31 protein-coding genes and 2 tRNA genes are annotated in these 24235 nt (G+C 62.6%); 23 read left to right on the top strand and 10 right to left on the bottom strand.

The features are described 5' to 3' along the window. The first annotated feature begins 1 nt into the window (after window position 1). Genes G9C82_RS05260 through G9C82_RS05250 form a run of 3 tightly spaced genes read left to right on the top strand, consistent with a single transcriptional unit; the run spans window position 2 to window position 3149 of the window. Window positions 2-1066 carry a carbohydrate ABC transporter permease gene (locus tag G9C82_RS05260; RefSeq protein WP_004963430.1) on the top strand — a complete coding sequence of 355 codons (1065 nt, stop codon included), beginning with the start codon at window positions 2-4 and terminating at the stop codon, window positions 1064-1066. Continuing rightward, window positions 1063-1992 carry a carbohydrate ABC transporter permease gene (locus G9C82_RS05255; RefSeq protein ID WP_004963427.1) on the top strand — a complete coding sequence of 310 codons (930 nt, stop codon included), beginning with the start codon at window positions 1063-1065 and terminating at the stop codon, window positions 1990-1992. Before G9C82_RS05260 ends, G9C82_RS05255 begins: the two co-directional genes overlap by 4 nt. 17 nt (window positions 1993-2009) lie before the next feature. Continuing rightward, window positions 2010-3149 carry an ABC transporter ATP-binding protein gene (locus G9C82_RS05250; RefSeq protein ID WP_007188224.1) on the top strand — a complete coding sequence of 380 codons (1140 nt, stop codon included), beginning with the start codon at window positions 2010-2012 and terminating at the stop codon, window positions 3147-3149. Window positions 3150-3206: 57 nt separating this feature from the next. Here G9C82_RS05250 and fen read toward each other — a convergent pair whose 3' ends face one another. Both fen and G9C82_RS05240 read right to left on the bottom strand, forming a co-directional pair. After that, window positions 3207-4187 (bottom strand): flap endonuclease-1, encoded by a 981-nt coding sequence (gene fen / locus G9C82_RS05245; RefSeq protein WP_011222786.1) that lies wholly within the window; start codon window positions 4185-4187, stop codon window positions 3207-3209. Between the two features lie 88 nt (window positions 4188-4275). Further along, on the bottom strand, window positions 4276-4824 hold the full coding sequence (locus G9C82_RS05240; RefSeq protein ID WP_127013536.1) for a GNAT family N-acetyltransferase: 549 nt from the start codon (window positions 4822-4824) through the stop codon (window positions 4276-4278). A gap of 111 nt (window positions 4825-4935) precedes the next feature. Here G9C82_RS05240 and G9C82_RS05235 point away from each other — a divergent pair, with 111 nt between their 5' ends. Continuing rightward, complete coding sequence (locus G9C82_RS05235; RefSeq protein WP_127013535.1) at window positions 4936-5349, top strand: DUF3054 domain-containing protein; 414 nt, start codon at window positions 4936-4938, stop codon at window positions 5347-5349. Window positions 5350-5385: 36 nt separating this feature from the next. On the opposite strand, the gene G9C82_RS05230 is transcribed toward G9C82_RS05235, so the two are convergent. Next, a complete protein-coding gene (locus G9C82_RS05230) occupies window positions 5386-5553 on the bottom strand; it encodes a hypothetical protein (protein ID WP_004963408.1) in 168 nt (55 codons plus the stop codon). 476 nt (window positions 5554-6029) lie between these two features. On the opposite strand from G9C82_RS05230, the gene G9C82_RS05225 reads away from it, so the two are divergent. Together G9C82_RS05225 and G9C82_RS05220 are read left to right on the top strand one after the other, a co-directional pair. Continuing rightward, entirely contained in the window at window positions 6030-6260 is a 231-nt protein-coding gene (locus tag G9C82_RS05225) for a hypothetical protein (protein ID WP_004963405.1), read from the top strand. 117 nt (window positions 6261-6377) lie between these two features. Continuing rightward, entirely contained in the window at window positions 6378-7385 is a 1008-nt protein-coding gene (locus G9C82_RS05220) for an ornithine cyclodeaminase family protein (protein ID WP_011222790.1), read from the top strand. Window positions 7386-7403: 18 nt separating this feature from the next. Here the strand turns inward: G9C82_RS05220 and G9C82_RS05215 are convergent, their stop codons facing one another. The 3 genes from G9C82_RS05215 to srp19 form a co-directional block, all read right to left on the bottom strand. Continuing rightward, a complete protein-coding gene (locus G9C82_RS05215; RefSeq protein WP_011222791.1) occupies window positions 7404-8435 on the bottom strand; it encodes a presenilin family intramembrane aspartyl protease PSH in 1032 nt (343 codons plus the stop codon). Between the two features lie 74 nt (window positions 8436-8509). Next, window positions 8510-8737, bottom strand: a complete 228-nt coding sequence (locus tag G9C82_RS05210) for an H/ACA ribonucleoprotein complex subunit GAR1 (RefSeq protein ID WP_004963396.1) — start codon at window positions 8735-8737, stop codon at window positions 8510-8512. Beyond that, complete coding sequence (gene srp19, locus G9C82_RS05205) at window positions 8734-9012, bottom strand: signal recognition particle subunit SRP19 (RefSeq protein WP_004963393.1); 279 nt, start codon at window positions 9010-9012, stop codon at window positions 8734-8736. The genes G9C82_RS05210 and srp19 overlap by 4 nt, the downstream gene beginning before the upstream one ends. 122 nt (window positions 9013-9134) lie before the next feature. On the opposite strand from srp19, the gene G9C82_RS05200 reads away from it, so the two are divergent. Continuing rightward, a complete protein-coding gene (locus tag G9C82_RS05200; protein WP_127013534.1) occupies window positions 9135-9908 on the top strand; it encodes a CAP domain-containing protein in 774 nt (257 codons plus the stop codon). Window positions 9909-10356: 448 nt separating this feature from the next. Here the strand turns inward: G9C82_RS05200 and coxB are convergent, their stop codons facing one another. After that, window positions 10357-11118: a cytochrome c oxidase subunit II gene (gene coxB, locus G9C82_RS05195; RefSeq protein ID WP_004963388.1), complete on the bottom strand. Its 762-nt coding sequence runs from the start codon at window positions 11116-11118 to the stop codon at window positions 10357-10359. 142 nt (window positions 11119-11260) lie between these two features. On the opposite strand from coxB, the gene G9C82_RS05190 reads away from it, so the two are divergent. From G9C82_RS05190 to G9C82_RS05170, 5 genes are all read left to right on the top strand, one after another. Next, on the top strand, window positions 11261-12652 hold the full coding sequence (locus G9C82_RS05190; protein WP_004963385.1) for a heme o synthase: 1392 nt from the start codon (window positions 11261-11263) through the stop codon (window positions 12650-12652). Then, window positions 12649-13350: a hypothetical protein gene (locus G9C82_RS05185; protein WP_007188232.1), complete on the top strand. Its 702-nt coding sequence runs from the start codon at window positions 12649-12651 to the stop codon at window positions 13348-13350. Before G9C82_RS05190 ends, G9C82_RS05185 begins: the two co-directional genes overlap by 4 nt. 31 nt (window positions 13351-13381) lie before the next feature. After that, window positions 13382-13621 (top strand): Rdx family protein, encoded by a 240-nt coding sequence (locus tag G9C82_RS05180; protein ID WP_011222795.1) that lies wholly within the window; start codon window positions 13382-13384, stop codon window positions 13619-13621. A 272-nt stretch (window positions 13622-13893) separates the two neighbouring features. Then, a complete protein-coding gene (locus G9C82_RS05175; protein ID WP_004963377.1) occupies window positions 13894-14835 on the top strand; it encodes an ABC transporter ATP-binding protein in 942 nt (313 codons plus the stop codon). Continuing rightward, window positions 14832-15572 (top strand): ABC transporter permease, encoded by a 741-nt coding sequence (locus G9C82_RS05170; RefSeq protein ID WP_004963373.1) that lies wholly within the window; start codon window positions 14832-14834, stop codon window positions 15570-15572. The genes G9C82_RS05175 and G9C82_RS05170 overlap by 4 nt, the downstream gene beginning before the upstream one ends. 18 nt (window positions 15573-15590) lie before the next feature. Here G9C82_RS05170 and G9C82_RS05165 read toward each other — a convergent pair whose 3' ends face one another. Next, a complete protein-coding gene (locus tag G9C82_RS05165) occupies window positions 15591-16130 on the bottom strand; it encodes a dual specificity protein phosphatase family protein (RefSeq protein ID WP_127013533.1) in 540 nt (179 codons plus the stop codon). A gap of 161 nt (window positions 16131-16291) precedes the next feature. On the opposite strand from G9C82_RS05165, the gene cofD reads away from it, so the two are divergent. The 5 genes from cofD to G9C82_RS05140 all read left to right on the top strand — a co-directional run bounded on the left by cofD (window position 16292) and on the right by G9C82_RS05140 (window position 19872). Continuing rightward, window positions 16292-17284, top strand: coding sequence for a 2-phospho-L-lactate transferase (cofD, locus tag G9C82_RS05160; RefSeq protein ID WP_007188235.1), 993 nt, complete (start codon window positions 16292-16294; stop codon window positions 17282-17284). After that, window positions 17284-18030 (top strand): tRNA-dihydrouridine synthase, encoded by a 747-nt coding sequence (locus G9C82_RS05155; RefSeq protein ID WP_007188236.1) that lies wholly within the window; start codon window positions 17284-17286, stop codon window positions 18028-18030. The genes cofD and G9C82_RS05155 overlap by 1 nt, the downstream gene beginning before the upstream one ends. Continuing rightward, window positions 18003-18866 carry a triphosphoribosyl-dephospho-CoA synthase gene (locus tag G9C82_RS05150; protein WP_127013532.1) on the top strand — a complete coding sequence of 288 codons (864 nt, stop codon included), beginning with the start codon at window positions 18003-18005 and terminating at the stop codon, window positions 18864-18866. Before G9C82_RS05155 ends, G9C82_RS05150 begins: the two co-directional genes overlap by 28 nt. Further along, a complete protein-coding gene (locus G9C82_RS05145) occupies window positions 18863-19489 on the top strand; it encodes a DUF447 domain-containing protein (RefSeq protein WP_004963356.1) in 627 nt (208 codons plus the stop codon). Before G9C82_RS05150 ends, G9C82_RS05145 begins: the two co-directional genes overlap by 4 nt. 191 nt (window positions 19490-19680) lie before the next feature. Continuing rightward, window positions 19681-19872: a 30S ribosomal protein S17e gene (locus G9C82_RS05140; RefSeq protein WP_004516807.1), complete on the top strand. Its 192-nt coding sequence runs from the start codon at window positions 19681-19683 to the stop codon at window positions 19870-19872. A 62-nt stretch (window positions 19873-19934) separates the two neighbouring features. Here the strand turns inward: G9C82_RS05140 and G9C82_RS05135 are convergent, their stop codons facing one another. Then, entirely contained in the window at window positions 19935-20996 is a 1062-nt protein-coding gene (locus tag G9C82_RS05135) for an Mrp/NBP35 family ATP-binding protein (RefSeq protein WP_127013531.1), read from the bottom strand. A gap of 197 nt (window positions 20997-21193) precedes the next feature. After that, window positions 21194-21493 carry a hypothetical protein gene (locus G9C82_RS05130; protein ID WP_127013530.1) on the bottom strand — a complete coding sequence of 100 codons (300 nt, stop codon included), beginning with the start codon at window positions 21491-21493 and terminating at the stop codon, window positions 21194-21196. A 217-nt stretch (window positions 21494-21710) separates the two neighbouring features. Here G9C82_RS05130 and G9C82_RS05125 point away from each other — a divergent pair. The 6 genes from G9C82_RS05125 (at window position 21711) to G9C82_RS05100 (ending at window position 24223) form a co-directional block, all read left to right on the top strand. Next, window positions 21711-21795, top strand: a tRNA-Ser gene (locus tag G9C82_RS05125). Window positions 21796-21816: 21 nt separating this feature from the next. After that, complete coding sequence (locus G9C82_RS05120) at window positions 21817-22350, top strand: 30S ribosomal protein S13 (RefSeq protein ID WP_004963348.1); 534 nt, start codon at window positions 21817-21819, stop codon at window positions 22348-22350. Continuing rightward, the gene (locus G9C82_RS05115; protein ID WP_004593562.1) at window positions 22350-22865 is read left to right on the top strand and encodes a 30S ribosomal protein S4; all 516 of its coding nucleotides are present in this window, start codon (window positions 22350-22352) and stop codon (window positions 22863-22865) included. Before G9C82_RS05120 ends, G9C82_RS05115 begins: the two co-directional genes overlap by 1 nt. Further along, the gene (locus G9C82_RS05110) at window positions 22862-23251 is read left to right on the top strand and encodes a 30S ribosomal protein S11 (protein WP_004516802.1); all 390 of its coding nucleotides are present in this window, start codon (window positions 22862-22864) and stop codon (window positions 23249-23251) included. The genes G9C82_RS05115 and G9C82_RS05110 overlap by 4 nt, the downstream gene beginning before the upstream one ends. 3 nt (window positions 23252-23254) lie before the next feature. Then, window positions 23255-24034: a DNA-directed RNA polymerase subunit D gene (locus tag G9C82_RS05105; RefSeq protein ID WP_004963344.1), complete on the top strand. Its 780-nt coding sequence runs from the start codon at window positions 23255-23257 to the stop codon at window positions 24032-24034. A 104-nt stretch (window positions 24035-24138) separates the two neighbouring features. Next, window positions 24139-24223: transfer RNA gene (locus tag G9C82_RS05100), tRNA-Leu, on the top strand. Window positions 24224-24235: the final 12 nt, after the last annotated feature.

Here is a 24235-nt window from a genome sequence, read left to right as displayed (position 1 = left end):
CATGCGCGAGATACTCAGTAGACTCCTCGCCACCGGGGGTAGGCTCCGGTCGGCGGTATCGAGAGACGAATCGGACGGCGACCAACTGGCAACAGACGGCGGGGCGACGGTGAAGACGACCCGAGGCGATTCGCTTCGCAACTCGCTTCCGGTCGAATGGGAACTCATCGAATCCGCCCCGTTCTGGCTGCCGCCAGTCCTGCTTGCAGGTTTTTTTGTGTACGGCGCCATCGCCTGGAACTTCCTGTTGTCACTGACTGAGTACAACGGACTCGGCGGGGCCCAGTACGAGAGCTTCGACCTCAGTATGTACAGCCGCATGCTGAGCGACGGGGCGTTCTGGCAGGCAGCACAGAACACGGTGGTGTTACTTGTCGTGTTTACCGTCCTCTGTCTGGCGCTTGGCCTGTTCGTGGCCATCCTCATCGACCAGCAGATACGTTTCGAGAACACGTTCCGGACCATCTACCTGCTCCCGATGAGCCTCTCGTTCGTCGTCACGGCGACGATGTGGGCGTGGGTGTACAACGCCCGCAACGGCGTGCTCAATCAGTTCTTCCGAGTGTTCAATCTCGAAGGAGCCATCGTGGGACTACTCCGGCCGGCCGGAGTCAACGCTGAGGTCATTCAGTGGCTCTCCTGGAACACGACCGCACTGGCGGCGGTCATCTTCGCGCTCATCTGGCAGTTCAGCGGCTACGCGATGGTCGTCTTCCTCGCCGGCCTCCGGGCGATCCCGACCGAACACTACGAGGCTGCGCGGGTCGACGGCGCGTCGACGGTTCGGATGTACGCACGGGTAATCATCCCGCAGCTCCGCGCTTCCGCGGTGTCCGCGTCGGTGGTACTGATGGTGTTTGCGCTGAAAGCGTTCGACTTCATCTACGCGCTCCGTGGCTCACAGCCGGGGGCGAACATGGATATTCTGGCGACGATGATGTATCGGGTCGCGTTCGACAGCCTCCAGTGGGCGTACGGGTCAGCCGTCGCTATCGTGCTGTTTGCCCTCGCACTGCTGGTCATTGGTCCGTACCTCTACAGCGAATACCGACGGGGTGAACTATGAGTATCAGAGACGGCGGTTTCATCGACGAACTTCGCAGTACAGAGAACAGCCGTATCGGCCTGTATGCCCTCCTGCTGGCGGGCATTGCCTTCTACCTCTTCCCGGTAGAGACGGCCGTGATGACGATGTTCAAGACCGAGAGCGCGTTCGCTCGGACGCTCCCGTTCGCGCCGCCGGGCACTGACGGCTTCACGCTCGACGCGCTCACCACCGCCTGGAACACGCTCCGTCCGGGACTGGTGAACTCGCTGCTGATGGCGATTCCCGCGACGATTGTGTCGGCGCTGCTGGGCAGTATGACCGCCTACGGTCTGACGACGATTAGCTGGCGCGGGCAGGTCGGCGTGGTCGTCCTTATTATCGCGGGCATCTTCATCCCCTATCAGGCCGTGCTGGTCCCGCTGGCACAGTTCTGGTTTCAGGTGCTTCCGGGGCTGCTCAACGGCTTCGTCAACACCGTCTTTGGGTTCATCACGGGCGGCAACTGGCAGTATCCGAGCCGTAACGGATACGTGCAGTTGCTGCAGCTGTCGATCACCCACGCCGCGTACGGGATTCCGATCTGTACGCTGCTGTTCCGGTCGTATTACCAGAGCATCTCCGACGAGATGATCGAGGCCGCTCGCCTCGACGGCGCGAGCGCGTTCAGCATCTACCGCAACATCATCCTCCCGCTGTCGCTGCCGATGTTTGCGGTGACGCTCATCTACCAGTTCACGCAGGTCTACAACGACCTGTTGTTCGCGCTCGTACTCGTCAACGAACCGGCTTCGCAGGTGGCGACCCAGCGTCTCGCGGCGCTCACTGGTGGGGTCGTCCAGTCGTTTAATACCACGATGGCAGGGGCCATCGTCGCAGCACTTCCGACGCTGCTCGTCTACATCATGTTCGGCGAACAGTTCGCGAAAGGCGTCGCTGGAGAATAATCACGGAGGTATTCACAATGGCACAACTCACACTGGACGAGGTAACGAAGACGTTCCAAGACGACGACGGCGAAATCATTGCAGTTGACGAGGTCTCGGTCGACATTGAGGACGGCGAGTTCCTCTGTGTCGTCGGCCCATCGGGCTGTGGGAAATCGACGACGCTACGGATGATTGCCGGGCTCGAAGACATCACGCGCGGCGAAATCCGGCTGGACGGCCAGATAATCAACGACCAGCCGCCGGCCCGTCGGAACGTGGCCATGGTGTTCCAGTCCTACGCCCTGTACCCACACATGACCGTGCGGGAGAACATGGCGTTCGGGCTGGAGGAATCGACGGATATGCCCGACGACGAGATCAACGAGCGCGTCGAGAAGGCGTGCAAGGATATGGGCATCTTCGAGCTCATCGACCGCAAGCCCGGCGAACTTTCCGGCGGGCAGCAACAGCGCGTGGCGCTTGGCCGCGCTATCGTCCGGGACCCCGAAGTGTTCCTGATGGACGAGCCGCTTGCGAACCTGGATGCGAAGCTCAAAGCCGAGATGCGGACCGAACTTCAGGAGCTCCAGCAAGACCTGGACGTGACAACGGTGTACGTCACCCACGACCAGACGGAGGCGATGACGATGAGCGACCGCATCGCCATCCTCAACGACGGCGTCCTCCAGCAATGCGCGACGCCGCTTGAGTGCTACCACGAGCCGAACAACCTCTTTGTCGCTGGCTTCATCGGCGAACCGTCGATGAACTTCTTCCCGACGACGCTGGAGGGGTCGACGCTCAAAGGTGAGTGGTTCGAGTATGAACTCAGCGACGAGACGGTCGCCGCCGTCGAGGGCACGAGCGACATCACGCTCGGCATCAGGCCCGAAGACATCGAATTCGTTCAGAGCGACGTCGGTCCGAACGTGTTTGATTCGACGGTCCACGTCGTCGAGCCACGCGGGAACGAGAACACGGCGCACCTGCAGTTCGACGAATCGATGGACGACCAGTTTATTGCGACGGTTGGCGGGATGAAACAGCTCAAAGCCGGCCAGCACGTCAAAATCCGGTTCCCCGAAAACGCCATCCACCTCTTCGACACGAGCAGCGGATCGGCCATCCGGAACCGCACGCTCGACGAGATCGAAACGGTCGAATCTGTCGTCTGAGCTGAAACGGTCGTATCCGTCCTTATTCCGCTGTTGGTCGGTCGTGAGCCTCTGCTTTCACGCCCAACGGTCGAGTCCGGTCTGGACGACTGAGTCGTCAATGCGTTCGAACCCGCGAGCGACCTCGTCAGCATCGACCTCCCACTGGTCGGTGACGAACGTGCGAGCGGCATCGATGTCTGGCTCGATGCTGTCCGGTATTTCGTAGTCATCGGTGGCCGCGGGGTCGAGAAACAGGTCCCGAATGCGGTCGGCATGGTCGATGTGTTCGCCGCGGGCCGCAAGCACCGTGTAGAGGTCGCCGTGCTCGTGGAGGTCTTTGACGGCTGTTTTGGGGCCGATACCTGAGATGCCCTCGTTGAAGTCCGTCCCCATCAGAATCGCCGCGTCGACCAGTTGTTCCCAGGTAAGGTCGTGGTGCTCGAGTGTGGCCGCAAAATCCATCAGTTCGGGGTCGCCCTTCGACGTGATCTGCCGGAGCGTCATCGGCGCGCCGAACAGCAGCGCATCGTAGTCCTCCGTCCCGACGTAGTCTACGTCGCCACGCCGGGCCATCACCGACGCCTGCCCCTCACCTTCTGCCGGGGCGTCGACGATAGGCACGTCGAGGAGTTCCAGCAGGTCCCGCGTCGTGTCGACGATAGTGTCGGTCAACCGCTGCGTGCGGGAGTCAAGCTTGGCGACGCGGGTGCTGTCGCCCGCTTCCCGGGCTGCCTCCAGTTCGGACTCGTATTTCTGGCGTTGCTCGCGGCGCTTCTCGACCTCGTCGTCTTTGAGGTCCGTGACTGCGCCATCAAAAACGAACACCGGCGTCATGTCGTGCTCGAAAAACTTCGGTAAGCCCTGAACGACTCCAATGAGGTTCGCCACCTCCTCGCCGTTGCTGGTGGTGTACTTCGACTCGCTGGTGAACTTCACCGTCGTCGTCAGATAGCGATAGAGCCAGTTGTGGGCGTCCACGGCGACGACGCTCCCGCCGAGGTCGTCGAACGACACGTCCGACAGGGCCGCGAGCGACCGCAAATCAGCGTTTCCCATTGGCAGGCCTTTGGCCGACAGCCGTTTGAATCTCTCGGAGACGACGTGCTACTCCGTGATGGCACACAGTCAGCGGCGGTTGAGCGGCTCAGTCGGTCCGTGCGGACGGCTGCTCGGCCCACTCGTTGAGGACCGTCGGCGGGTCGGCGTCGGCCTTCGCTGCGAGAAACGACTCCTCATCGGGTGAGAGGTCGCGCTCCCGAAACAGGTCCAGCCCGGCCTGATACCGTTCGGTACTGCGGTCGCCCGGCCAGACGAGGTCGAGTTCGGCCATCCCCGATTCCGCGCCGCTAAAGCAGAACCCGGCCCGGTAGGCAGCTTGGTATGAAAAGGGGTTGTTGACGCCGATGGACACGCGTTCGAAGCCCCGTTCCGTGGCCCGCTCCCGAACGAATCGGAGGAGTCGGGCACCGAGTCGGTCGCCCTGTCGGTCCTGCCGAACGGTGATATACCGGACACAGAGGGTGTCCGGGTCTGTCCGGTCGGCGTCGAACGCAGCCGCGGCCACGACGCCGTCGTCCCCGATAACAGCCTTCCCGGTCGAGGTCATGACGAACTTGCCCGCGTACGCGAACTGCTCGTAGTCCAGCCGGAGCCGGTGGCCGTCCTCGGGCCAGCCGAGCAGCGTGAACTCCATAGTTCAGCTGAACGGGCCGCCGACTGTAATCAGTACTGGTCGCTGTTTCAGGGCACCAACCGTTGTCGTCAAATCCGAGGGAGGGAAGTGCCCGGAGTCAGAACTCTCTGTATGAGCGTTTCGACGGTGGGGAACGGTCGTATCGAACTGTCCGCTCGGACGGCGCTGGTCGCCGTCGGTGACCTGCTGGCGATTGCCCTGTTCGTCGGTGTCGGTGAGCTGACCCACGGTATTAATCCGATACTCAGTCCGGGTCGGTTTGCCGGGACGCTGACGCCATTTTATATCGGCTGGCTCCTCGTCGCGGGGCTTGGAGAACTGTACACCGCCGCCGCGACCGCAACGGTTCGGGCGGCTCTCGGTCGCACTATCGTGGGATGGGTACTGGCAGTTGGGATCGCACAGGGACTTCGGTCAACGGCGATGTTCCCCGGCAATGCGGCGCTGACATTCGCACTCGTCTCCGTGCTTGTCGGGGGCACGCTGCTGTTGCTCTGGCGCGGCGTGATTGCAGTCGCAAAATAGAGCGGCCTGTAGCAGGGATGCGGTGTCGATGACGGACTATCGCAGGTTGGCGACTTCAAGCGACTCTGTCGACTGAATCCATGCCTGGTGGTTCTCCCGGTCGTAAATTACGAACTCCTCGTCCCCGATGTTCAGTTCGGCGTATCGTCGTTCTTGGTCGTCGGTCGCGGCGTCCGTCGTGTTGTCCGTTGCGTTCGTGCTCATTGTCTCGTTTGGAATCGGCGTTCCGTTTTTCTCCGGTTCAACGTATCTTGGCGTACCTAATAAGCACATGGACCCAGTTATCATCGGAGAAAATAGGCAGCATGACCACACCATGAATAACCTAATCTAGTTCTCAAATTCTGAAAATGGGTGCATAGCTGGGTCCTATCCCGAGAAACAAATAGTCGTTACGCACCCATCGTATAGCGGTTGGTAAACACTGTATTCCGGCTTTGTAGTAATACCACACACCATGCGCGTGGCCGCGGGCCAGGAATACCGGGTCGTCCCTGTCCTTATATTGTGAACAACTCACAGGAATAGAGACATATTAAGCTTTCCCCTTTATCCAACCCATAACTTATGAGATTGTTACTCAGCGGGTACTGAGTAAATTTGTAGGGGCCATTGAGTGTATTATGCCGTATTTTAGGGAAACATTCATATACCACACTGCCGTAGGATAATTCATACTTATGACGGGTTATTACGACATCATTCTCGGACTCATTCCGCTCGCCATGGCCGGCATCACCGCCTCTCTGTTCGTTGTCGGCTTCGAACTGACGACAGCGATTCCGATGGCTTCTGTCGTGACGGTCGGCCTTATCGGCCATGCGATGTTTGTCCGTGCCCCCGTTGACCCGGTTCCAAGCGACACGTCAGCCCAGAGCGCGCAGTCGGAGCCGGTCCAGACCGCAGATTAGGCGCTGTCCCACCCGTCACTTCTCCTGCCTTCGATAGACCTTCCGTGACTGTGTACCCGGTCGAACAGATTGGCCACCGCCGGGCAGTATAAGAGTCGGTCGCCCAAACGACGGAGTATGACAACAGATGCGACAGCGCTGTTCTTGCAGAGTGACGAGGTCGCTGACCTCGCTGAACCCGCCGAGTACGTTGACGCCGTCCGGGAGGGGTATCGCCAGCGTGGCGAGGGGGCCCCGGCGACTCCCAGAACAACGCTGTTCTCGGACGAGCCTGCGGGCATGTTGACGGGCTATCTCGCGATTCTCCCCGACACTGGCGCGATGGGTGGATACACCTACGCAGCCGGTTTTAGCGGACGGGACGCACACTTCACGCTCCCGATTTTTGACGCCGACAGCGGCGACCCGCTCGCTGTCCTCGACGGTGCGAGCATGAACCCTCACAAGACTGGCGCGGCCGGGGCTGTCGGTGTCGACGCACTGGCTCGCCGTGACGCCAGCGACCTCGCAATCATCGGCAGCGGCGCACAGGCCCGCGGCCAGGTCCGTGCCACGGCGACGGTCCGTGATTTCGACCGCATTGAGGTGTACTCGCCGACAGCCGACAACCGGGAGTCTTTCGCTGCGGAGATGAACGACGCGCTGGACCCGACAGTCGCAGCCGTCGCGTCCCCGGCCGCAGCAATCGAAGGGGCCGATGTCGTTATCACGGCGACTAGCGCGAGCGAACCGGTGTTCGACGGTGACCTGCTCGAACCGGGCACCCACGTGACCGCGATGGGCCAGTACCATCCCGAGAAGAACGAGCTAGACGCGACGACAATCGAACGCGCCACGTACGTTCCGGACCTGCGCGAGCGGGTGACACAGGACGCCGGGTCGTTCATCAACGCCCTCGATGCGGGCGTCGTCGATGAGGACCACGTCCACGCGGAACTGGGTGATATCGTCGCTGGAAACGCCTCCGGGCGGCAGTCTCCCGAGGAGATTACAGTCTTTGACTCCGGCGGCACAGCCATCGAAACCGTCGCTGCGGGCCATATGCTGTACGAACGGGCGAAGGCAGACGGTCGCGGCGAGGAGATCGACTTCGCGCCCGCGAGCAAAGCCCTGACCGGCCGATAGCTGTCGCGAGAACGCAGTTTAGAGGTACGGACCGAGACCGAGGGCGTCGACCAGACTGATGCCCGCGGCGAGTGCACCGACGATGTAGCCGGCGATGGTCCCACCGTTTAAAAGCGGAAGTCCTGCGTGCGCGCGTCCCTTCAGCACCATCCAGAGCAGTATCGTCAGGCCGACGTAGGATCCGACCATCGCGGTCAGCGCTGGCAACGGAACGCCGAACACCGACAGTACGTCCGATGAGGCGAAGAACGCGGCGCTAGCGACGAGTATCGACGGAATAATCGCGTCACCGAGGCCGATAAACAGTGCGTCGCGCTCCAGTGGGTCGGCGTGAACGTCGTCACTTTCGTCCGCTTCGCCAGTGCCCGTCGTCGCCTCAGTGTCGTCGTTCGCCGCCGCCGAGTCATCGCTCGTCTCGTCTTCCGCTGTTGGGTTCGGCGTCGTCGCGTCGAGATAAGAGTACGACAGCGTCATCGGAATCACGAGGACGACAGGGACCCTGAGATCCATCACACCGGAGGCCAGCGTGAGCATATGTTCGGTCCCGTAGACACTGATCGCATCGTATACTGCGAGCACAGTCAACAGGACGAGCGCTGGCAATACGCCGAAACTGATACCGAACAGGCCGGCAGCAGCAGCCCCCATCACCGCACCGGCGCTGTCGATGACGTACCACTCGGGATAGACCAGCAGCGCCGTCCCCAGACCCAGCGCTAACAGGACGGCACCGACGTTGAGGCCGGCGTACGTGAACACCGGCGGCACAAGCACCTGAAACACGTACAGAGATAGCCAGGCCGCCGAGAAGACGATGAGCCCGCGAATGAGCTGATCGACATCGTAGCGGAAGGCAAGCAACATAACTGCCGTGGCAACCAGAATCGCCCCGATGTACATGAGGCTGTTCGTGGGGTCAGACGGGTCCTCGACAGCCTGGTAGCCAGCCGATTCGAAGGGCTGGACCAGCGCTAGCGCGCCGAGTTGGACGAACAGGAAGATACCAGCGATAAGGCCACAGCCGCCGAGGATTCGCCACCGTCGCTCCATGCACACACGTCCTGCAGGAACCGGTTTGAGCGTTACGAAGCAGGTGCGGACAGGCCTCGGCGGTTGGCGGGCTGTTACCGCGCGTAGAGGACCGCACCGACCAGCGCTGGGAGATGCACGGTGTCGCTCGGCGAGACTGCGAGGTACGGGCGCTCGACCGGACCGAACACGTCGACGACGGAGCCAACCGTCTGGAGCTCCTCGTCGACCACGGTGGTTCCCACTGACGCGTACTCGTCGTCAGGTGCCCGGACGACGGCCAGTCCCTGTGCGACCCGCGAGACAGTGCCGATGCGTTTCATTCACGGAGCGCCTGCATGTAGGCCGCTACGGCCCCGAGCAGGTCGCTTTTCGTCGCATCGTCTGCGTCCTTGACGACGACTCGCCCGCGGCCTTCGTACTCGCGTGGATACGTCTTGTCCCGTTCGATGACCGCGTCGTAACCGACCTGCTGGACGGCTTTGGCGATCTCGTCGACAGTCGGGTTCTCGACGGCTAGATCCAGTGACACACGACGCCCGTCGCTTCGCGAACGGTTGGCGTCGAGCGCCGCCGGCCAGATAACGTTCTCGACCATACCGGCAGTGGCCGCCCGTGGCATATATGGGTTATCGTCACCGTCGACAGTCGGGAACATGAAAATCAGATTAAGTATATGAAGAATCAAGCTTACATACCTCTGTAATCTATCCGTCGTATATGGTAAAGAAAGGGTTACTCGCTATCGCCGCTGTGGTGCTCCTCGTGGTCTTGGGGACGGGAGTTCTTGTTGGAGCACAGTTCGCAGGCGGGACAGCGGAGACAACGACACAGACAACCGATTCACAGAGCGGCGATGGCGGCGGTAATGACGATAGTTCAACGGCGACGGCGACAGCGGGCAATAGTACGACGCCGACACCAACGGCGGAAACAAACGGAACAGCGACCGAGACAGCGACCCCGCAGCAGGAGTCGATTCCGGCGCGTGAGTTCAATGAACAGAACGTCTCGGACTACGTCCGGCAGTTCCTTAACGAGGAACGCGAGGCCGCAGGTGTCCCGCCGTTCGAATCGGGACTTCGGACAGAAGAAGGCCTCAACGAGATGGCAAAAAGTCACAGTGAACAGATGGCCATCGAAGGGAAGGCGATTCACAAGATCGACGGCGTCTCCAGTAAGGACCGATACGAAGACACCGGCCTCTACGACCGGTGTACGTTCGAATCTGCAGAAGGCGAGTACATCGAGCAACCGGACCGAAACCGATTCGAAGCGGTTGAGAAGACAATCGCCGGACAAACATATGAGGAGGGCGGCGAGGAGCGATTCCACGCCACCGACAAGGAAGTCGCCAGAAAGATTGTGGATGACTGGATGGCGTGGCCGGACTACCGCGAACGACTTACGCTCCGCAACGCCAATATCGTCGGCATCGGCGTGGAGATCACTGACACTGGCAACGTGTACGCGACTGCCAACATCTGCGGCTAACGGTAGCGGGCCGGCTGCAGCCGTCGTTCCATCAGCCAACTGCTTGCGAGCGACGTCGTCTCTGCTATATTCTGTGGTATTTAGCGCTTAGCGCGCCGACTGTCTGGACAAGCGCTCGTCACTATCGGCCCCGATAGGTGACAGACCGGCTTTCAGTCTGTTCTGAGACTGTGCTGAATTGCTGGCAAATGCAATGGTGTCGCACATACCATTCACAATCCTCCAGACTCTGCTGGCTGTGACGAGCCGTGATAGCTCCGGAGGGCAGCGTCGTAGCGTAGCTGACTCACAACACCTCGCTTGTACGCGTCGACTCAGACCCTTCCTGAACGGCCCTTATCGTCGAGCCTCTAGAGCGAGAACTGAAGCTGTACTAGTTGGCTCATTGCAATACTATACGAACTGAATCGTCAGCCAGCGTGCAAAAAAGAACGTGTCAGCGTCCGCGCTACTCGCTGCTGCCTTCGGAGTCGCCGCCGCTTTTCTGCTCTGCCAGCCAGTCCTCGTACTCGTCCTGCGGGACGACCTCGACGGTCCCGAGCATCTGTGAGTGGCCAGAGCCACAGTACTCGGCACAGTAGAGCTGGTACGTGCCGGTGTTACCCGCGTTGGTTCGGAGGCGGTTGTACTGGCCGGGGAACGCGTCGGATTTCAGTCCGAGTCCGGGCACGTGGAATGCGTGCAGCCAGTCCCTTGATGTCACGCGGAAGGCTACGTCTTGATTGGCCGGTATCTTCAGGTCCGTTCGAGTGGTTACTTCTGCCTGCCCGTCCCAACTCGATTCGTTGTAGTAGAACGTCCAGCCGTATCGCTGGGCTTCGACGGTAATGAGTTCAGTGTCCTGTTCCTGCAGGGCGGCCTGGTCACCGGCCTCGGCGGTGACGTACGGGCTCGCCATTACCTGGTAAGAGGCGACGCCGACAAACAGGAGAATAATCGCCGTCGCGATAGTCCAAGTCACTTCGAGTCGACGGTTCTCCTGCGTGGGGAGTGCCTCTTCCTGATTACGGAACCGCCAGACGGTGTAGATCAGAATCCCTTCGACGAGGACCGTAATCGGGATAGCGACGTACAGGAGGTTCATGTTTAGCCCCCAGATGAGGCTATCCGTCGTCGAGTCCTGAATCTGTGCGGCGGCGGCCGGCTCGACGGCGAGCGCGAGCAGCGCAGCACCGAACAGAGCGACCAGGCCGGCGCGTTTCCGGGTCATGAATGCGGCTTAGGATTTCGGGGATAAATAACTGCTGTCTTCGCCACAGGCCCCCGATTTGCAGCGATAGGACAGCAGAACCGTTCCGGATAGAGACAGCGGAATCGCGGGGTCTAAGTGGCCTCCATCGAAGGTTACAACAATGGCAGAGAGCCGGACCTTCACCGGGCTGCTCGCCGCGACCGCTGTCGGCGTGTACTTGCTAGTTCTCGCCGGCGCGACAACGACGCTCACGGATGCGGCAGCAGCCTGTACTACCTGGCCGCTGTGTGACGGACCGGTCGACGTGACGAACACGGCCCTGCTGGTCGCCTGGGGGCATCGACTCGTCGCCGCCGCCGTTGGACTCCTTGTGGTGGCTATGGCCGTCGTCGGGCTCCGATCCGGCTGTCGCGGCCGTGTCAAAGCAGCTATCATTATTGGGGCTGTGCTGTATCCGGTCCAGATAGCGCTCGGCGCTATCGTTGCGACGAGTGCCGAGACAGCTCTTCCCGGCGCCCACCTCGCTCTGGGGATGGGCATCTTCGGCTCATTCGTGCTGGCCCTGGCGTGGCACCTCGAAGCTGAGACGGGGAGTGATGACGAAACCCCGGTAAAGAATCCGACGCCTGCACCGGAACCGGCCGGAGACGACACCCCTGACCGGACCCCAGCGCTTACGTTCCGCGAACGGCTCGTCGGGACCGCGTCAGCGTACTTCCGCCTGATGAAACCCCGGCTCATGTGGCTCCTGTGTCTAGTCGCCGCAGCCGGGATGGCACTCGCCGCCGGGCAGACGCTCACTGTCCGGACGGTGCTGCTCACCCTCGGGGGCGGCGTCCTCTCTATCGGCGCATCGGGGACGTTCAACCACGTCCTCGAACGTGATATCGACAAGCGGATGGACCGGACCTCGGACCGTCCCATCGCAACCCACCAGATTCCGGTCCGGAATGCGCTGGCCTTCGGCCTGCTGCTTTCGTTTGCGTCACTCTGGCTGTTCTGGCAGGTGAACGCACTCGTAGCGGTCCTCGGGCTGACTGCGATTGTGTTCTACAGCGTCATCTACACGCTCGTGTTGAAGCCCAACACCGTACAGAACACTGTCCTCGGCGGGGCCGCTGGCGCACTACCGGCGCTTATCGGCTGGGTCGCCGCCGACGGGTCGGTCGGCCTCCCGGGCGTCGTCCTTGCCGTCGTCATCTTCCTCTGGACGCCGGCACACTTCTATAATCTCGCGCTCGCGTACAAGGACGACTACGAGGCGGGCGGCTTCCCGATGATGCCGGTCGTCCGTGGTGAAACGGAGACGCGCAAGCACATCGTCTACTACCTCGGAGCGACACTCATCGCTTCGGGTGTTCTGGGCGTGCTCACGCCGCTTGGGTGGCTGTACGCCGTCACGTCGGTGTTGCTGGGTGCGGTGTTCCTCTGGGCTGTCGTCTTGCTCCACCGCGAACAGACCGAAGCGGCGGCGTTCCGGGCGTTCCACGCGTCGAACGCATACCTTGGAGCGGTCCTGATTGCCATCGTCGTCGACGCACTGGCACTATGAGCACCACGACAGCGACTCTCAGAGACGCGATACCGGACACGCGCTCGCTGGTAACCTGGGCAGCCGTATTGAACGCAGAGTTCATCCTTATTCTGGGCTACGTCGTCAACACGGCCCAGCCCGCAACGGACCCGTTTCTGCTGGTGTTCCCGTTCATCTGGCTCAACATCGCCGGTCTCGTTGCCCTGCGAGTGCGACCGGAACTGCCCAGCCGCCGTCGGACGATCGGCAGTGTGGTTATCGCTCTCGGCTATCTGCTTGTGTTGGGGTACGTCGGCGGCGTGTACGGCACGGGCGGTCAGGGAACTGGTCTCCGGCTAGTCACGCAGGCCCCGCCCGGGTTCTCGCCGACGGTCGTGTTCAGCGGCGCGACCCTGAGCGTAGTGCTCATCCCGTGGAAGGTCGCCGGCTATCTGGCGCTCTCGTATCTGGTGTTCGTGACTGCTGTCGATGCGAGCGGCGGCGCGGTGGGCGGCATTGTCGGTCTCTTTTCATGTGTCTCCTGTGTCCTCCCGATTCTTGCGTCGATACTGGGCGGGTTCGTGGGTGTCGGGGCAACGCTATCACAGGCGGCCCTGTCCCAGTCATACGGGCTCTCGACGGTGGTGTTTGTCACCTCGGTTGGACTGTTGTACGGCGTCCATCGGTTCGACGTGACGCTCGTCGGTCGGCTCCAAGCACTGGTCGACCGGCCATAGCGCTTTCAGGCTGACAGGCGTAAAGTCGAGTATGAGTCACGTCGAAATCGAATACTGTGTCCCATGTGGGTTTCGTGAGCGAGCAGTACACGTCCAGCAGGCGATTTTATCCGGACTGGAGCGGGAACTTGACAGCGTCCGACTGGTCATGGGTGACCACGGCGTGTTCAGGGTTAGTGTGGACGACGAGACGGTCTACGACAAGGCCGAGGCCGCCGACGAGCTCAACGCAGACGCTATCGTGCGCGAGATCCGGTCGCACGTCAGGTAGCAGGCCGCAGTGCTACGGTTACCCGAACACTGTGGCGAAGCTACCCTCAGTTTGTGACGGCCTACCGCACAACAAACTATTTATTGTTCTGGTGTGACACTTTCGGCAAATGGCGACGAAAACCGAATTCTGTGACCACTGTGAAGACACCCAACCAGTCGTCACGGACAAGCCGTGGCTTCCGGCCGTCTGTCTGAGATGTGGCCGTAACGTGTAGCCGATAGTCGCGCGAGAACGGAACTGCTTTCGGCCACCCGACCGGACGAAGGCGCATGGACGAGGTACTGGTCGCGTCAGATGTCGGGCGGCGCTACGGCGATACGGTCGCACTTGACGGCGTTTCGCTGACGGCGACCACCGGAGAGGTGCTCGCGCTGGTCGGTCCCAACGGGGCTGGCAAGACGACGCTGGTGCGGGCGTTGACCGGAACGACAGATGCGACTGGCGAGGTAACCCTGTTCGGCCAATCGCCCAGGACGGTCGCTCGCGACCGAATCGGTCTCCTGCCCCAGTCGTTTGCGCCCCACGAGCGACTGACGGCACGGGAACTGCTCGAGTACTACGCCGGTCTGTACGACGACACTCGCGATGTTGAGGCTGTTCTCGACGATGTTGGGCTGGCCGACACTGCCAGCACAACGTACGAGAATCTCTCGGGTGGGCAGCAACGGCGGACCTGCGTCGCGACGGCGCTGATTAACGACCCGGACCTTCTCGTGCTGGACGAACCGACGACCGGTATTGACCCGGCTGGTCGGCGTGACCTCTGGCGATTGCTGGAGGGACTTGCTGACCGCGGCGTAACGATTCTGGTCACGACACACTATATGGAGGAAGCCCAGCGCCTCGCGGACCGCGTTGGCCTCCTCGCCGACGGGACGCTCATCGCACTCGACTCCCCGGACCAGCTCGTAGCCGAACACGGCGGCGACAGCCAGCTCATCGTAGATGGGTCCTTCGACGAAGCTGCCGTCTCAGCCATCGACTACCCGGCGGAGACGGCGCTTCGGAACGGCCGGCTGGTCGTCTACGGCATCCGGCCGGAGTCTATCGGCAACATCACTGAGCAACTGGGGCAGGCCGGCATCGAGTACGACAGCCTGACCTGGAAACAGCCGGACCTGGAGGATGTGTACCTCGAACTCACCGGGACGGCTGTCGGCCAGCGCGGTGAACCACAACAGACAGAGCCGGTCGCGGGTGGTGCCCAATGAGCCGTCTGGGGCGACTCACAGCGGAGACGCGCGCGGCGTCGCTGGCCTTCCTCCGGCGACGGACAGCCGTCTTCTTCACCTTCTTCTTCCCGGTCATCATTGTCGTCATCTTCGGCGTGCTAGTCCAGACCCAGCCGGGCGGCGGCGGGCTGTTCACGGAGCCCCCGAGCTTCTACGCACCGGGCTATCTGGCCGTCGTTGTCTTGTTTACGCCGCTCTCCCGTGTCGGGAGCGAGGTGGCGCGACACCGGGACGGCAACCGCTTCGAAAAGCTGGCGACGACACCGCTGACCCGGACTGAGTGGCTACTGGCGCAGACGCTCGTCAACGTCGTCATCATCGGCATCGCCGGTCTCCTGATCCTGGGTCTGATGGTGTGGCTCACCGGCGCGACAATCCGCCCGTCAGGGCTGTTGCTCCCCTTTGTCGGCCTCGGCGTCGCGCTGTTCTGTGCTGTCGGGGCGATGCTAGGCAGTCTCGCGGACTCACAGGACGGCGTCATCGCGGCGAGCAACGGCCTCGCGCTCCCGCTGCTCTTTCTCTCGGAGACGTTCGTCCCACAGACACTTCTGCCCGCGTGGCTGCCGACGTGGCTCTCGCCGCTGACATACTTTTCGCGTGGCGTCCGTGCGGCGACGACCGGCACTGGTGATGCGCTCGGCCCACTGGCTGTCCTCACAGTCTGTGCCGTCGTCGGTTTTGCGATCGGTGCGCGGCTGCTCCCACGGACGGACTGAGCGCCGACGGAAAGTTTTCTACAGGCGCGCGACTGACGACAGCAGGTCGGACAGCTCCGCTTCAGTCGCGTTCCCCGCTTCGATAGCGTCTCTGGGGTCACGACCCATCTCCTGCACGGTCTCGATGGCGCGGTCGGGGCCGTAGTCGTAATGATACACCAGCCACGCGGCGAGCACCTGTCCGGTGCGGCCGATGCCGGCCAGGCAATGAACGACGACCCGCTCTTCTGTCTCACAGGCGTCAACCAGGAACGGCAGGATATCGTCGTGGAGGCGGTCTTGGGCGATAAGTCGGTGGTCGGGAACCGGTACGTGGCGGACTGATGACGCTCCGAAGGCCTCCCGATAGCGCTGGATGTTGGCCCCAGCGTCGTCGAGCTGTTGTCCGGGAAGCAGACAGCAGACCCGTTCGATGTCGTGTGCCTGCATGTGTGCGATCCAATCATCGAGCGCGTCCTGATGCGTGGCGGCCGTATGCCAGCCCGGCGCACAGGACCCGTAGACGTACTCTTCGTTGGAGGCTGCAGGCGCGAAGCGGTGTGGATTCACGATGGGCATAGCACCCGTTACCCTGCCTATCCTACCGATACCCTTCACTCTACCCACCCAGTTCTCAGCTGTGATTCTCTGAATAGAACACTGTCTCCGCCAGACTGCTTTCCAGCTCCGACCAGTTTCAGTGGCCACGTTTATACTGTCAGTTCCCCCTACGTCGAGACATGGTGACGTTTCTTGCCGGCGGGACGGGAACGCCGAAGCTCCTCGCCGGTGCCGACGACGTGTTTTCGCCGGCGGCGACGACTGTCGTCGCCAACACCGGCGACGATATCGAACTGGGAGGCCATCTCGTGTGCCCGGACCTCGACACCGTGCTGTTTCTGGACGGGGAGGTCCTCGACCGGGAGACGTGGTGGGGTATCGCCGACGACACCGCCGAGACACACACGGAACTGACACGGCTTGCCGATGCCGCCGGGCTTGACGGCGGACCACGATACCTTCCCGACGATGCGCAGACTGCGGGGCGAGACATCGCACGTTGGCGGCGCTTCTCCGGTGTCGCGGAGTTCATGCACATCGGCGACCGGGACCGCGCAGTTCACGTCACGCGCACCTCGCTGCTTGACGAGGGCCGATCACTGACAGCCGTGACGCGGACGCTCGCCGATGCATTCGGGCTGGAACGAACGCTGTTACCGATGAGCGATGACCCCGTCGCTTCAATTATCCACACGCCGAGCGGTCCGATGCACTTTCAGGAGTGGTGGGTCGGTCGAAACGGGGAGCCACCGGTCGAAGATGTTGAGTTCAGGGGCGCAGAACGGGCCAGCGCGACGGACGCCGTCCTGACCGCACTCGACGATACTGTTGTCATCGGTCCGTCGAACCCTGTGACTTCGCTCGGGCCGATGCTTGCCATCGACGACATCCAACGGGCACTACACGAGACAACGGTCGTCGCCGTCTCGCCGTTCATTGAGGACACGGTGTTCTCGGGGCCGGCGGCGGACCTAATGGCCGGTGTGGGGCTGGAGCCAAGCACTGCCGGCGTGGCTGAGGCCTACCCCTTCGCTGATTCGTTCGTGCTGGACGAGGAGGATTCGACGCCGCTTGACGTGCCGGTTGTCCGAACCGACACGACCCTCAACGATGCGGCTGACGCTGAACGGGTGAACCGTGCCGTCGAAACAGCCCTCTCGGAGGTGGCCTGATGTTCGAACCGCGCGTCGCCCTCGCAAGTCTCAGCGGTGAGGCTGACGCCTCGTGGGCCCGTGCGGTCGAGTCTCACGTCGGGTGTGCGTTCCTCGGCGGTATTGCGCTCGACGACCGGACCCGCGAGGCCGCCCGAGCGATGACGGACCGCGACCGCTCCGAGTTCCTGCCCGACGACCCGGTCGCGTTCGTTGACGACCAGTTGGCTGCGCTTGCGGACGCACCGCTATGCCCGGCGTTCAACGTCCGGAGCGCGACGCTTGGCCCTGTCGAGCGTGCCGCCGCCGTCTGTCAGCGCCACGACGCTATCATCGAAATCAACGCTCACTGCCGGCAGGACGAGATGTGCGCTGCGGGTGCCGGGGAGTCGCTGCTTCGGGAGCCGGACCGACTGGCGGCGTTCGTGGAAGCAGCAGCGTCGACAGGGGCGACTGTTTCGGTGAAGGGGCGTGCTGAACTCGACGGCGTCTCGCTCCCGGCCGTTGCACAGGCCATCGAAGACGCCGGTGGTGATGTATTCCACGTCGACGCGATGGACTCGGAGTCAGTCATCGCCGACGTGGCCGACGCCACCGACCTGTTCGTCGTGGCGAACAACGGCGTTCGCGGGACGGCGACCACACGGGAGTATCTCTCGTATGGCGCTGACGCCGTCAGCGTCGGTCGTGCAAGCGACAAGCCGGAAACACTCGATACGGTCCGGGAAGCGACAGTAGAGTGGTTCGCCTCGGAGGTGTCACCGTGAGCGAGCGGTCGGTTGCACAGAACGCGCAGTTGGCGTTGCTGCTGGAAGTCACTGGGACGCCGAAACCCGGCAACGTCGACCGCAAACGGGAGTACGACGACCTCCGGTTCGAGCACTTCATGGCCGGCGCTGTGGGCGCACGGAGGGGGCTTGACCGCGCGGCCGCGGGCGACCCTCTCGGTCCTGCGTTCGAGACCGCCGTCGAGGGGATGGCCGGCCAATCCGGTGGGAACACCCAGTTCGGGGCGCTGTTGGTGCTCACACCGCTGGCGGCCGCGGCGAGTGATGGCCGACTGTCGCCTTCCGGTGTCGATGCCGTGGTTCGTGGAACGACGGTCGAAGACGCCGCGGCGTTCTACCGCGCCTTCGAGCACGTCGATGTGGCTGTCGACGACCCGCCAGACGGGCTGGAACCGCTCGATGTCCGCCGCGGGAGTGACGCAATTCCGGAACTCCGGGCGCGCGAGACGACGCTGTTCGACGTGATGGAGTCCAGCGCCGATATCGACGGCGTAGCTGCGGAGTGGGTCTCCGGCTTCGAACGCGTGTTCAAGGCCAGCGAGTGGTTACTGGATGGGTCTGGCCCGGTCGCTGACCGCGCGTCCGAGGTCTTCCTCGAACTCCTTGCGGCGGAGCCGGACACCTTTGTCGCCACGCGACAGGACCGCGAAACCGCTGTGGAAGTTCAAGAGCGGGCACAGGCCGTTCTCGACGGTGCGGAAACCGCAACCGATCTCGCTGAGGAGTTCGTCAGGCGCGATATCAATCCCGGAACGACTGCCGACCTCGTTTCGGGGTCGCTGTTCGCCGCGCTCGAACGGGGGCTCGAAGTATGACCGGTGGCCCTTCGGCAGACAATGGTCCGGAATCCGGTGATTCCGAGACACAGTGGCCTGTCACGCTCGCTGGCGTCTCCGAGACAGTCGTCACCACGCTGGGGCCGAACGAGCGCTGGAACGTCGCTGCACTTGGTGTCCATGCACCGGATGGTGATGGGCCGGCCACGGCGACAACGTGGGGCCGGACCCGGACCTGGCGGAACTTTCGGGAGCGTGGTAGCGGCTACGTCCAGTTCACGCGCGACCCGGTTGACTTCGCCGAGGCGGCGCTGTCGGTCCGCGAGGAAGACGACCCTGTTATCGACAGCGCGGACGCTTGGGTAACGGTCGATGTCGAACGGCGTGACTCCGGGAATGAGGGGGACACGCAGTGGGTCGAGTGGGCGCTCAACCCCGTCGACAGCACCGTCGAGCGCCGGGTCGTTCCGACGACGAACCGTGGCCACGCCGCCGTCGTCGAAGCGACTGTCGCAGCCTCGCGGCTGGATGTGCCGAGCTACGACCGTGAAACGCTGCTGGACCGTCTCGCGTACTTCGAGTCAGTGGTTGAAACGGCTGGCGGTGAGCGCGAGCGGGCGGCCTTCGAGCGAGTGTGTGACCTGGTCGACGCCGACTGGTAGGGTACTCAGCACAGAATCTGGGGCAAGCAGGCGACACACGACGGCCCGAGACAGGCTGTGTCGCACTCCTGCGGGACCTGCCACGGCGGCGATCAGCGCATAGCTTTGGGTCGTCCCGCCCCTACTGATAAACATTCGCGTGCGTGGTCCGTTCCGAACCCTTTTTGAGTGCGACCAAGCAAGTAGCGCGCATGGCAATCAAACCCGCCTACGTCAAGAAGACCGGGACGCTCCTCATGGAGCGATACCCTGACGCCTTCGGTGCAGACTTCGAACACAACAAAGACGTCGTCGAGGAACTGACCAACATCGAATCCAAGGGTGTCCGCAACCGCATCGCCGGCTACGTCACCCGGAAGATGAACAACCCGGTCGAAGCGTAACTCGGTTCTTTCTCTCTGTCTCCCGCGGCACGTGAGCTACTGCTTTCTTCAATCACAGCCCGCTACTGTTCGGGCTGGGCACGCTGGCTGTCGCTCTGGCGCTTCCGGTGGATGATGCCCTGCATGTTGGCGGTGCGGGCGGCGATGTCGCGGAACGATTCGCCAACGTCGCTGTCCTCGTCGAGCACGAGCGGTTCGCCAGTGGCACCGCCTTCTCTGACTTCGGGGTCGAGCGGAATCTCGCCGAGGAACGGCATCTCCGTCTCGTCGGCGAACTCGCGGCCGCCGCCGCTGCCGAAGATGTCGTGTGTGCCGCCACAGTCCGGACAGACGAACGACGACATGTTCTCGACGATGCCAAGCACTGGCGTCTCGTGGCGACCGAACATCCGGAGCCCCTTTCGGGCATCGTCAAGAGCGACTTCCTCCGGCGTGGTGACGATGACGGCCCCGGAGACGGGCACCTGCTGGAGCATCGTCAGCTGCGTGTCGCCGGTCCCCGGCGGCAGGTCCACGACCATGTAGTCGAGTTCGCCCCAGAGCACATCATCCCACAGTTGCGTGAGGACGTTGTCGACCATCGGGCCGCGGAAGATAACTGGGTCGTCCTTGCCGACGAGGAAATCCATGCTCATCAGCCGCATTCCGTGTTTCTCGACGGGAATTATCTCTTCGTCTTCTGTCGCCTGTGGCTGCTCGTCAGCGTCGAGCATCCGCGGAACGTTCGGCCCGTACACGTCAGCATCGAACAGGCCGACGCGAGCACCGAGCCGTGAGAGGCCGGCGGCGAGGTTCACCGCAACGGTTGACTTGCCGACCCCGCCTTTCCCCGAAGCGACTGCGATGACGTTCTTGACTTTCGGCAGTGGGTCTTCCGCTTCCGGGACGCCGCGGTCGACGCTCGCCGAGAGGTCGATTTCGCGGTCGATGTCGCCCAGCGCCTCGCGGACCTCGTTCGCGATGCTCGTCTCCGTCGGCGAGTACGGCGCACCGAGCGCTAGGTCGATGCTGACCTCGTCGTCGGTCACGTCAATGCTGTTGATAAGCCCGAGCGAGACAATGTCGTCTCCAAGGTCCGGGTCCTCGACCGTTCGCAGGCGCTCGCGTACGTCGTCTATATTCATGCACACGAGTAGGTTCTGGAGATGCGATAAGGATTGTGACACTGCCGAACACGGCAGCAATCGATCGGACGACGCAGCGATGCGCCGGCATCGTTCGACGTAGCGATGTGTCGGCCTTATGTCGTTCAGACTAATTAGCACCTTCGCGTACGCAGGCGAACGAGATGGAGAAAGCAAGATTGAGTAGCGTGTCGGACTCAGGGTCGTCGGAACACGTAGACGCTCTCACCGTCCAGTTCGGCGCGTAGCTCGCCGTCCTCATGATCGAACACGAGTCGCTCTGGCGTCCCAGCAAACGAGTGGAGTGGCATGCCGGTGTCTATCGCGCCATCAGGAGCTACCGCAACATGTGTTCGGCCACTGAATTCAGCCCGGAGTGCCCCGTCTTCTGCCTCGGTAACAGCCGAAGGTCCCGCGAACCGTTCCAGATGGTCACGGACCGCCGTTCGGTTGGTCGGGTCGACGCTGCTCCCGCTGTCGGTGATGTGCCGCCGCATGTGTTGATGTGTGTTCCCAGTGACGAATGTATTGTGCTGGCCTAATCAATGACCCTGTGGCTTGCCACTTCATGTCTCAGTGGGTATGCCTTGCAGTCACGCGGCCGGCCCCCTTCGTTGCGTTTAAATACAACCCCGGAATAGAATCGGATAGACTCGTGTAGGGGGACCCGCCCCCGAGTCCGCGTGCTGCGGGCGCGAGTGTCATAGAACGCGTGTCGTGGTAGCCAAGCCTGGCCCAAGGCGCAGGGTTGCTAACTCTGTGGCGTACAGCCTCCGGGGTTCGAATCCCCGCCACGACGCTCACCCATCAGTACCTACATATGAGTGCAGAAGACCCCAACGCGGGCGAGGACGCGGATGCCGAAGAGGAGGAGGACATCCGCTATTTCGTCCGTATCGGACAGACAGACCTCGACGGGACGAAATCCGTCGAGCGAGCACTGACAGAACTGAACGGTATCGGCCACCGGGCCGCCCGAATTATCGCCCAGAAGGCGGACGTCGACCGGCGCGCTGTCTTCGGCAAGCTCGACGACGACGTCATCGAGCGCGTCGTCGAGCGCGTCGAGAACTTCGCCGACGATGTGCCCGAGTGGATGACCAACCACCAGAAGGACTACTTCACTGGTGAGACCACCCACGAGACCGGCAACGACCTCCAGCTTACCCGCCGGCAGGACATCAACCGCATGAAGATGATCGATTCCTACCGCGGTGTCCGCCACAAGCGCGGCCAGAAGGTCCGTGGACAGCGTACCAAGTCCACCGGCCGGACGGAGGGGACCATCGGCGTCAACGTCGAGGCGATCAAGGAAGAGCAGGCTGAAGATGCCGCCGCGGAGGATGACGAATAATGGCGCTTGGTTCAAACACGAAGTTCTACGAGACGCCGAATCATCCCTTCCAGGGCGAACGCATCGCCGACGAGGCCAACCTCATCGGCCGCTACGGCCTGAAGAACAAAGAAGAGCTCTGGCGCGCACAGTCCGAGCTTCGTGGCTACCGCCGTGAGGCACGGAAGCTGCTGGGCAGCGCCGGCGAGCACGAGACCGAGTCCGAGGAGTTCCTCGCTCGACTCAAGCGCTACGGCATCCTCAACGAGCAGGACCAGCTCGACGACGTGCTGTCGCTTGACGTGACCGACGTGCTGGAACGCCGCCTGCAGACGGTCGTTTACCGCAAGGGCTACGCAAACACGCCCGAGCAGGCCCGTCAGTTCATCGTCCACGGACACATCGTGCTGGACGACGCTCGCGTCACCCGACCCGGCATGACGGTGGAAACCGCCGTCGAGAGCTCGGTCGGCTTCGATGAGCACAGCTCGCTGTCGGACGAACTCCATCCTGAGCGCGCGGAGGCCCAAGAATGAGCGAAGAAACCGAAGACATCTGGGGCATCGCCCACGTGCACGCATCGTTCAACAACACGATCATCACCATCACCGACCAGACCGGCGCGGAAACGCTCGCAAAGAGCTCCGGCGGGACGGTTGTCAAGCAGAACCGCGACGAAGCGTCGCCGTACGCGGCGATGCAGATGGCCGAGGTTGTTGCCGAAAAGGCCCTCGACCGTGGCGTCGAAGGCGTCGATGTTCGGGTCCGTGGTCCCGGCGGCAACCTCCAGACCTCGCCCGGTCCGGGTGCGCAGGCGACGATTCGCGCACTCGCCCGAGCGGGTCTGGAGATCGGTCGCATCGAGGACGTCACGCCGACCCCGCACGACGGCACTCGTGCACCCAAGAACTCCGGATTCTAACCAATGACACAGGACTACGAGGTTGAGTTCGTCGAACGCGGCGAGCGCGAGGCGCGGATCCTCGTGCGCGGCATCACGCCGGCATTTGCCAACGGCATCCGGCGAGCGATGGTCGCGGACGTGCCGACGTTCAGTATCGACACCGTCCGCGTCATCGAGAACACCAGCGTGATGTTCAACGAGCAGATCGGTCTCCGACTGGGACTGGTCCCGCTGACGACCGACCTCGACGACTTCGAGATCGGCGATGAGGTGACGCTGTCGCTGTCCGTCGACGGGCCGAGCACGGCCTACTCCAGCGACCTCGTCTCCTCGGACCCGATGGTCGAGGCCGCCGACGACAACATCCCGATCATCGACCTCAAGGAAGGCCAACGTCTCGAAGTCGAGGCAGACGCCGTCCTCGATACTGGTCGGGAACACGCCAAACATCAGGGTGGCGTGGCCGTCGGCTACCGACACCTCCAGCAGGTGGAGGTCGTTGGCGACCTCGGCGAGTTCGAGGACGACGACCCGAACATCCTGCGTGGCGTCATCGAAGAGCAGGCGGCCGAACACGCCGCCGGCGACGCCACCAACGGCGAACTCGTCGCGACAGACGAGTTCGACAACGACCTTCGGAACCGCTACCCCGGCAAGGACGTCGAGGTATCGGACGTGCCGAACGCGTTCGTGTTCCACGTCGAGACGGACGGGTCGTTCACCACCGAGGAACTGGTCCTGCGCGCGGTCGAGACGCTGCGTGACCGCGCGACCGAACTGAAAGACGCAGTCCAACTGTAACGACACAATGCCCCGACACACCCCACCACTACCGATGACCGCCCGCTCCCCGAGCGCGAGGACCGAAAGGGGTTTTACGGGGCACGCAAAACGAACAATCGCGCGCAGGGATAGCCAAGTTTGGCCAACGGCGCAGCGTTCAGGGCGCTGTCCCGTAGGGGTCCGCAGGTTCAAATCCTGCTCCCTGCACTTTTCCCACAA

It is taken from the genome of Haloarcula sp. R1-2, from assembly GCF_011627385.1.
GTDB classification, from domain to species: Archaea; Halobacteriota; Halobacteria; order Halobacteriales; family Haloarculaceae; genus Haloarcula; species Haloarcula marismortui.
This window is presented reverse-complemented; position numbering and strand designations above follow the sequence as displayed.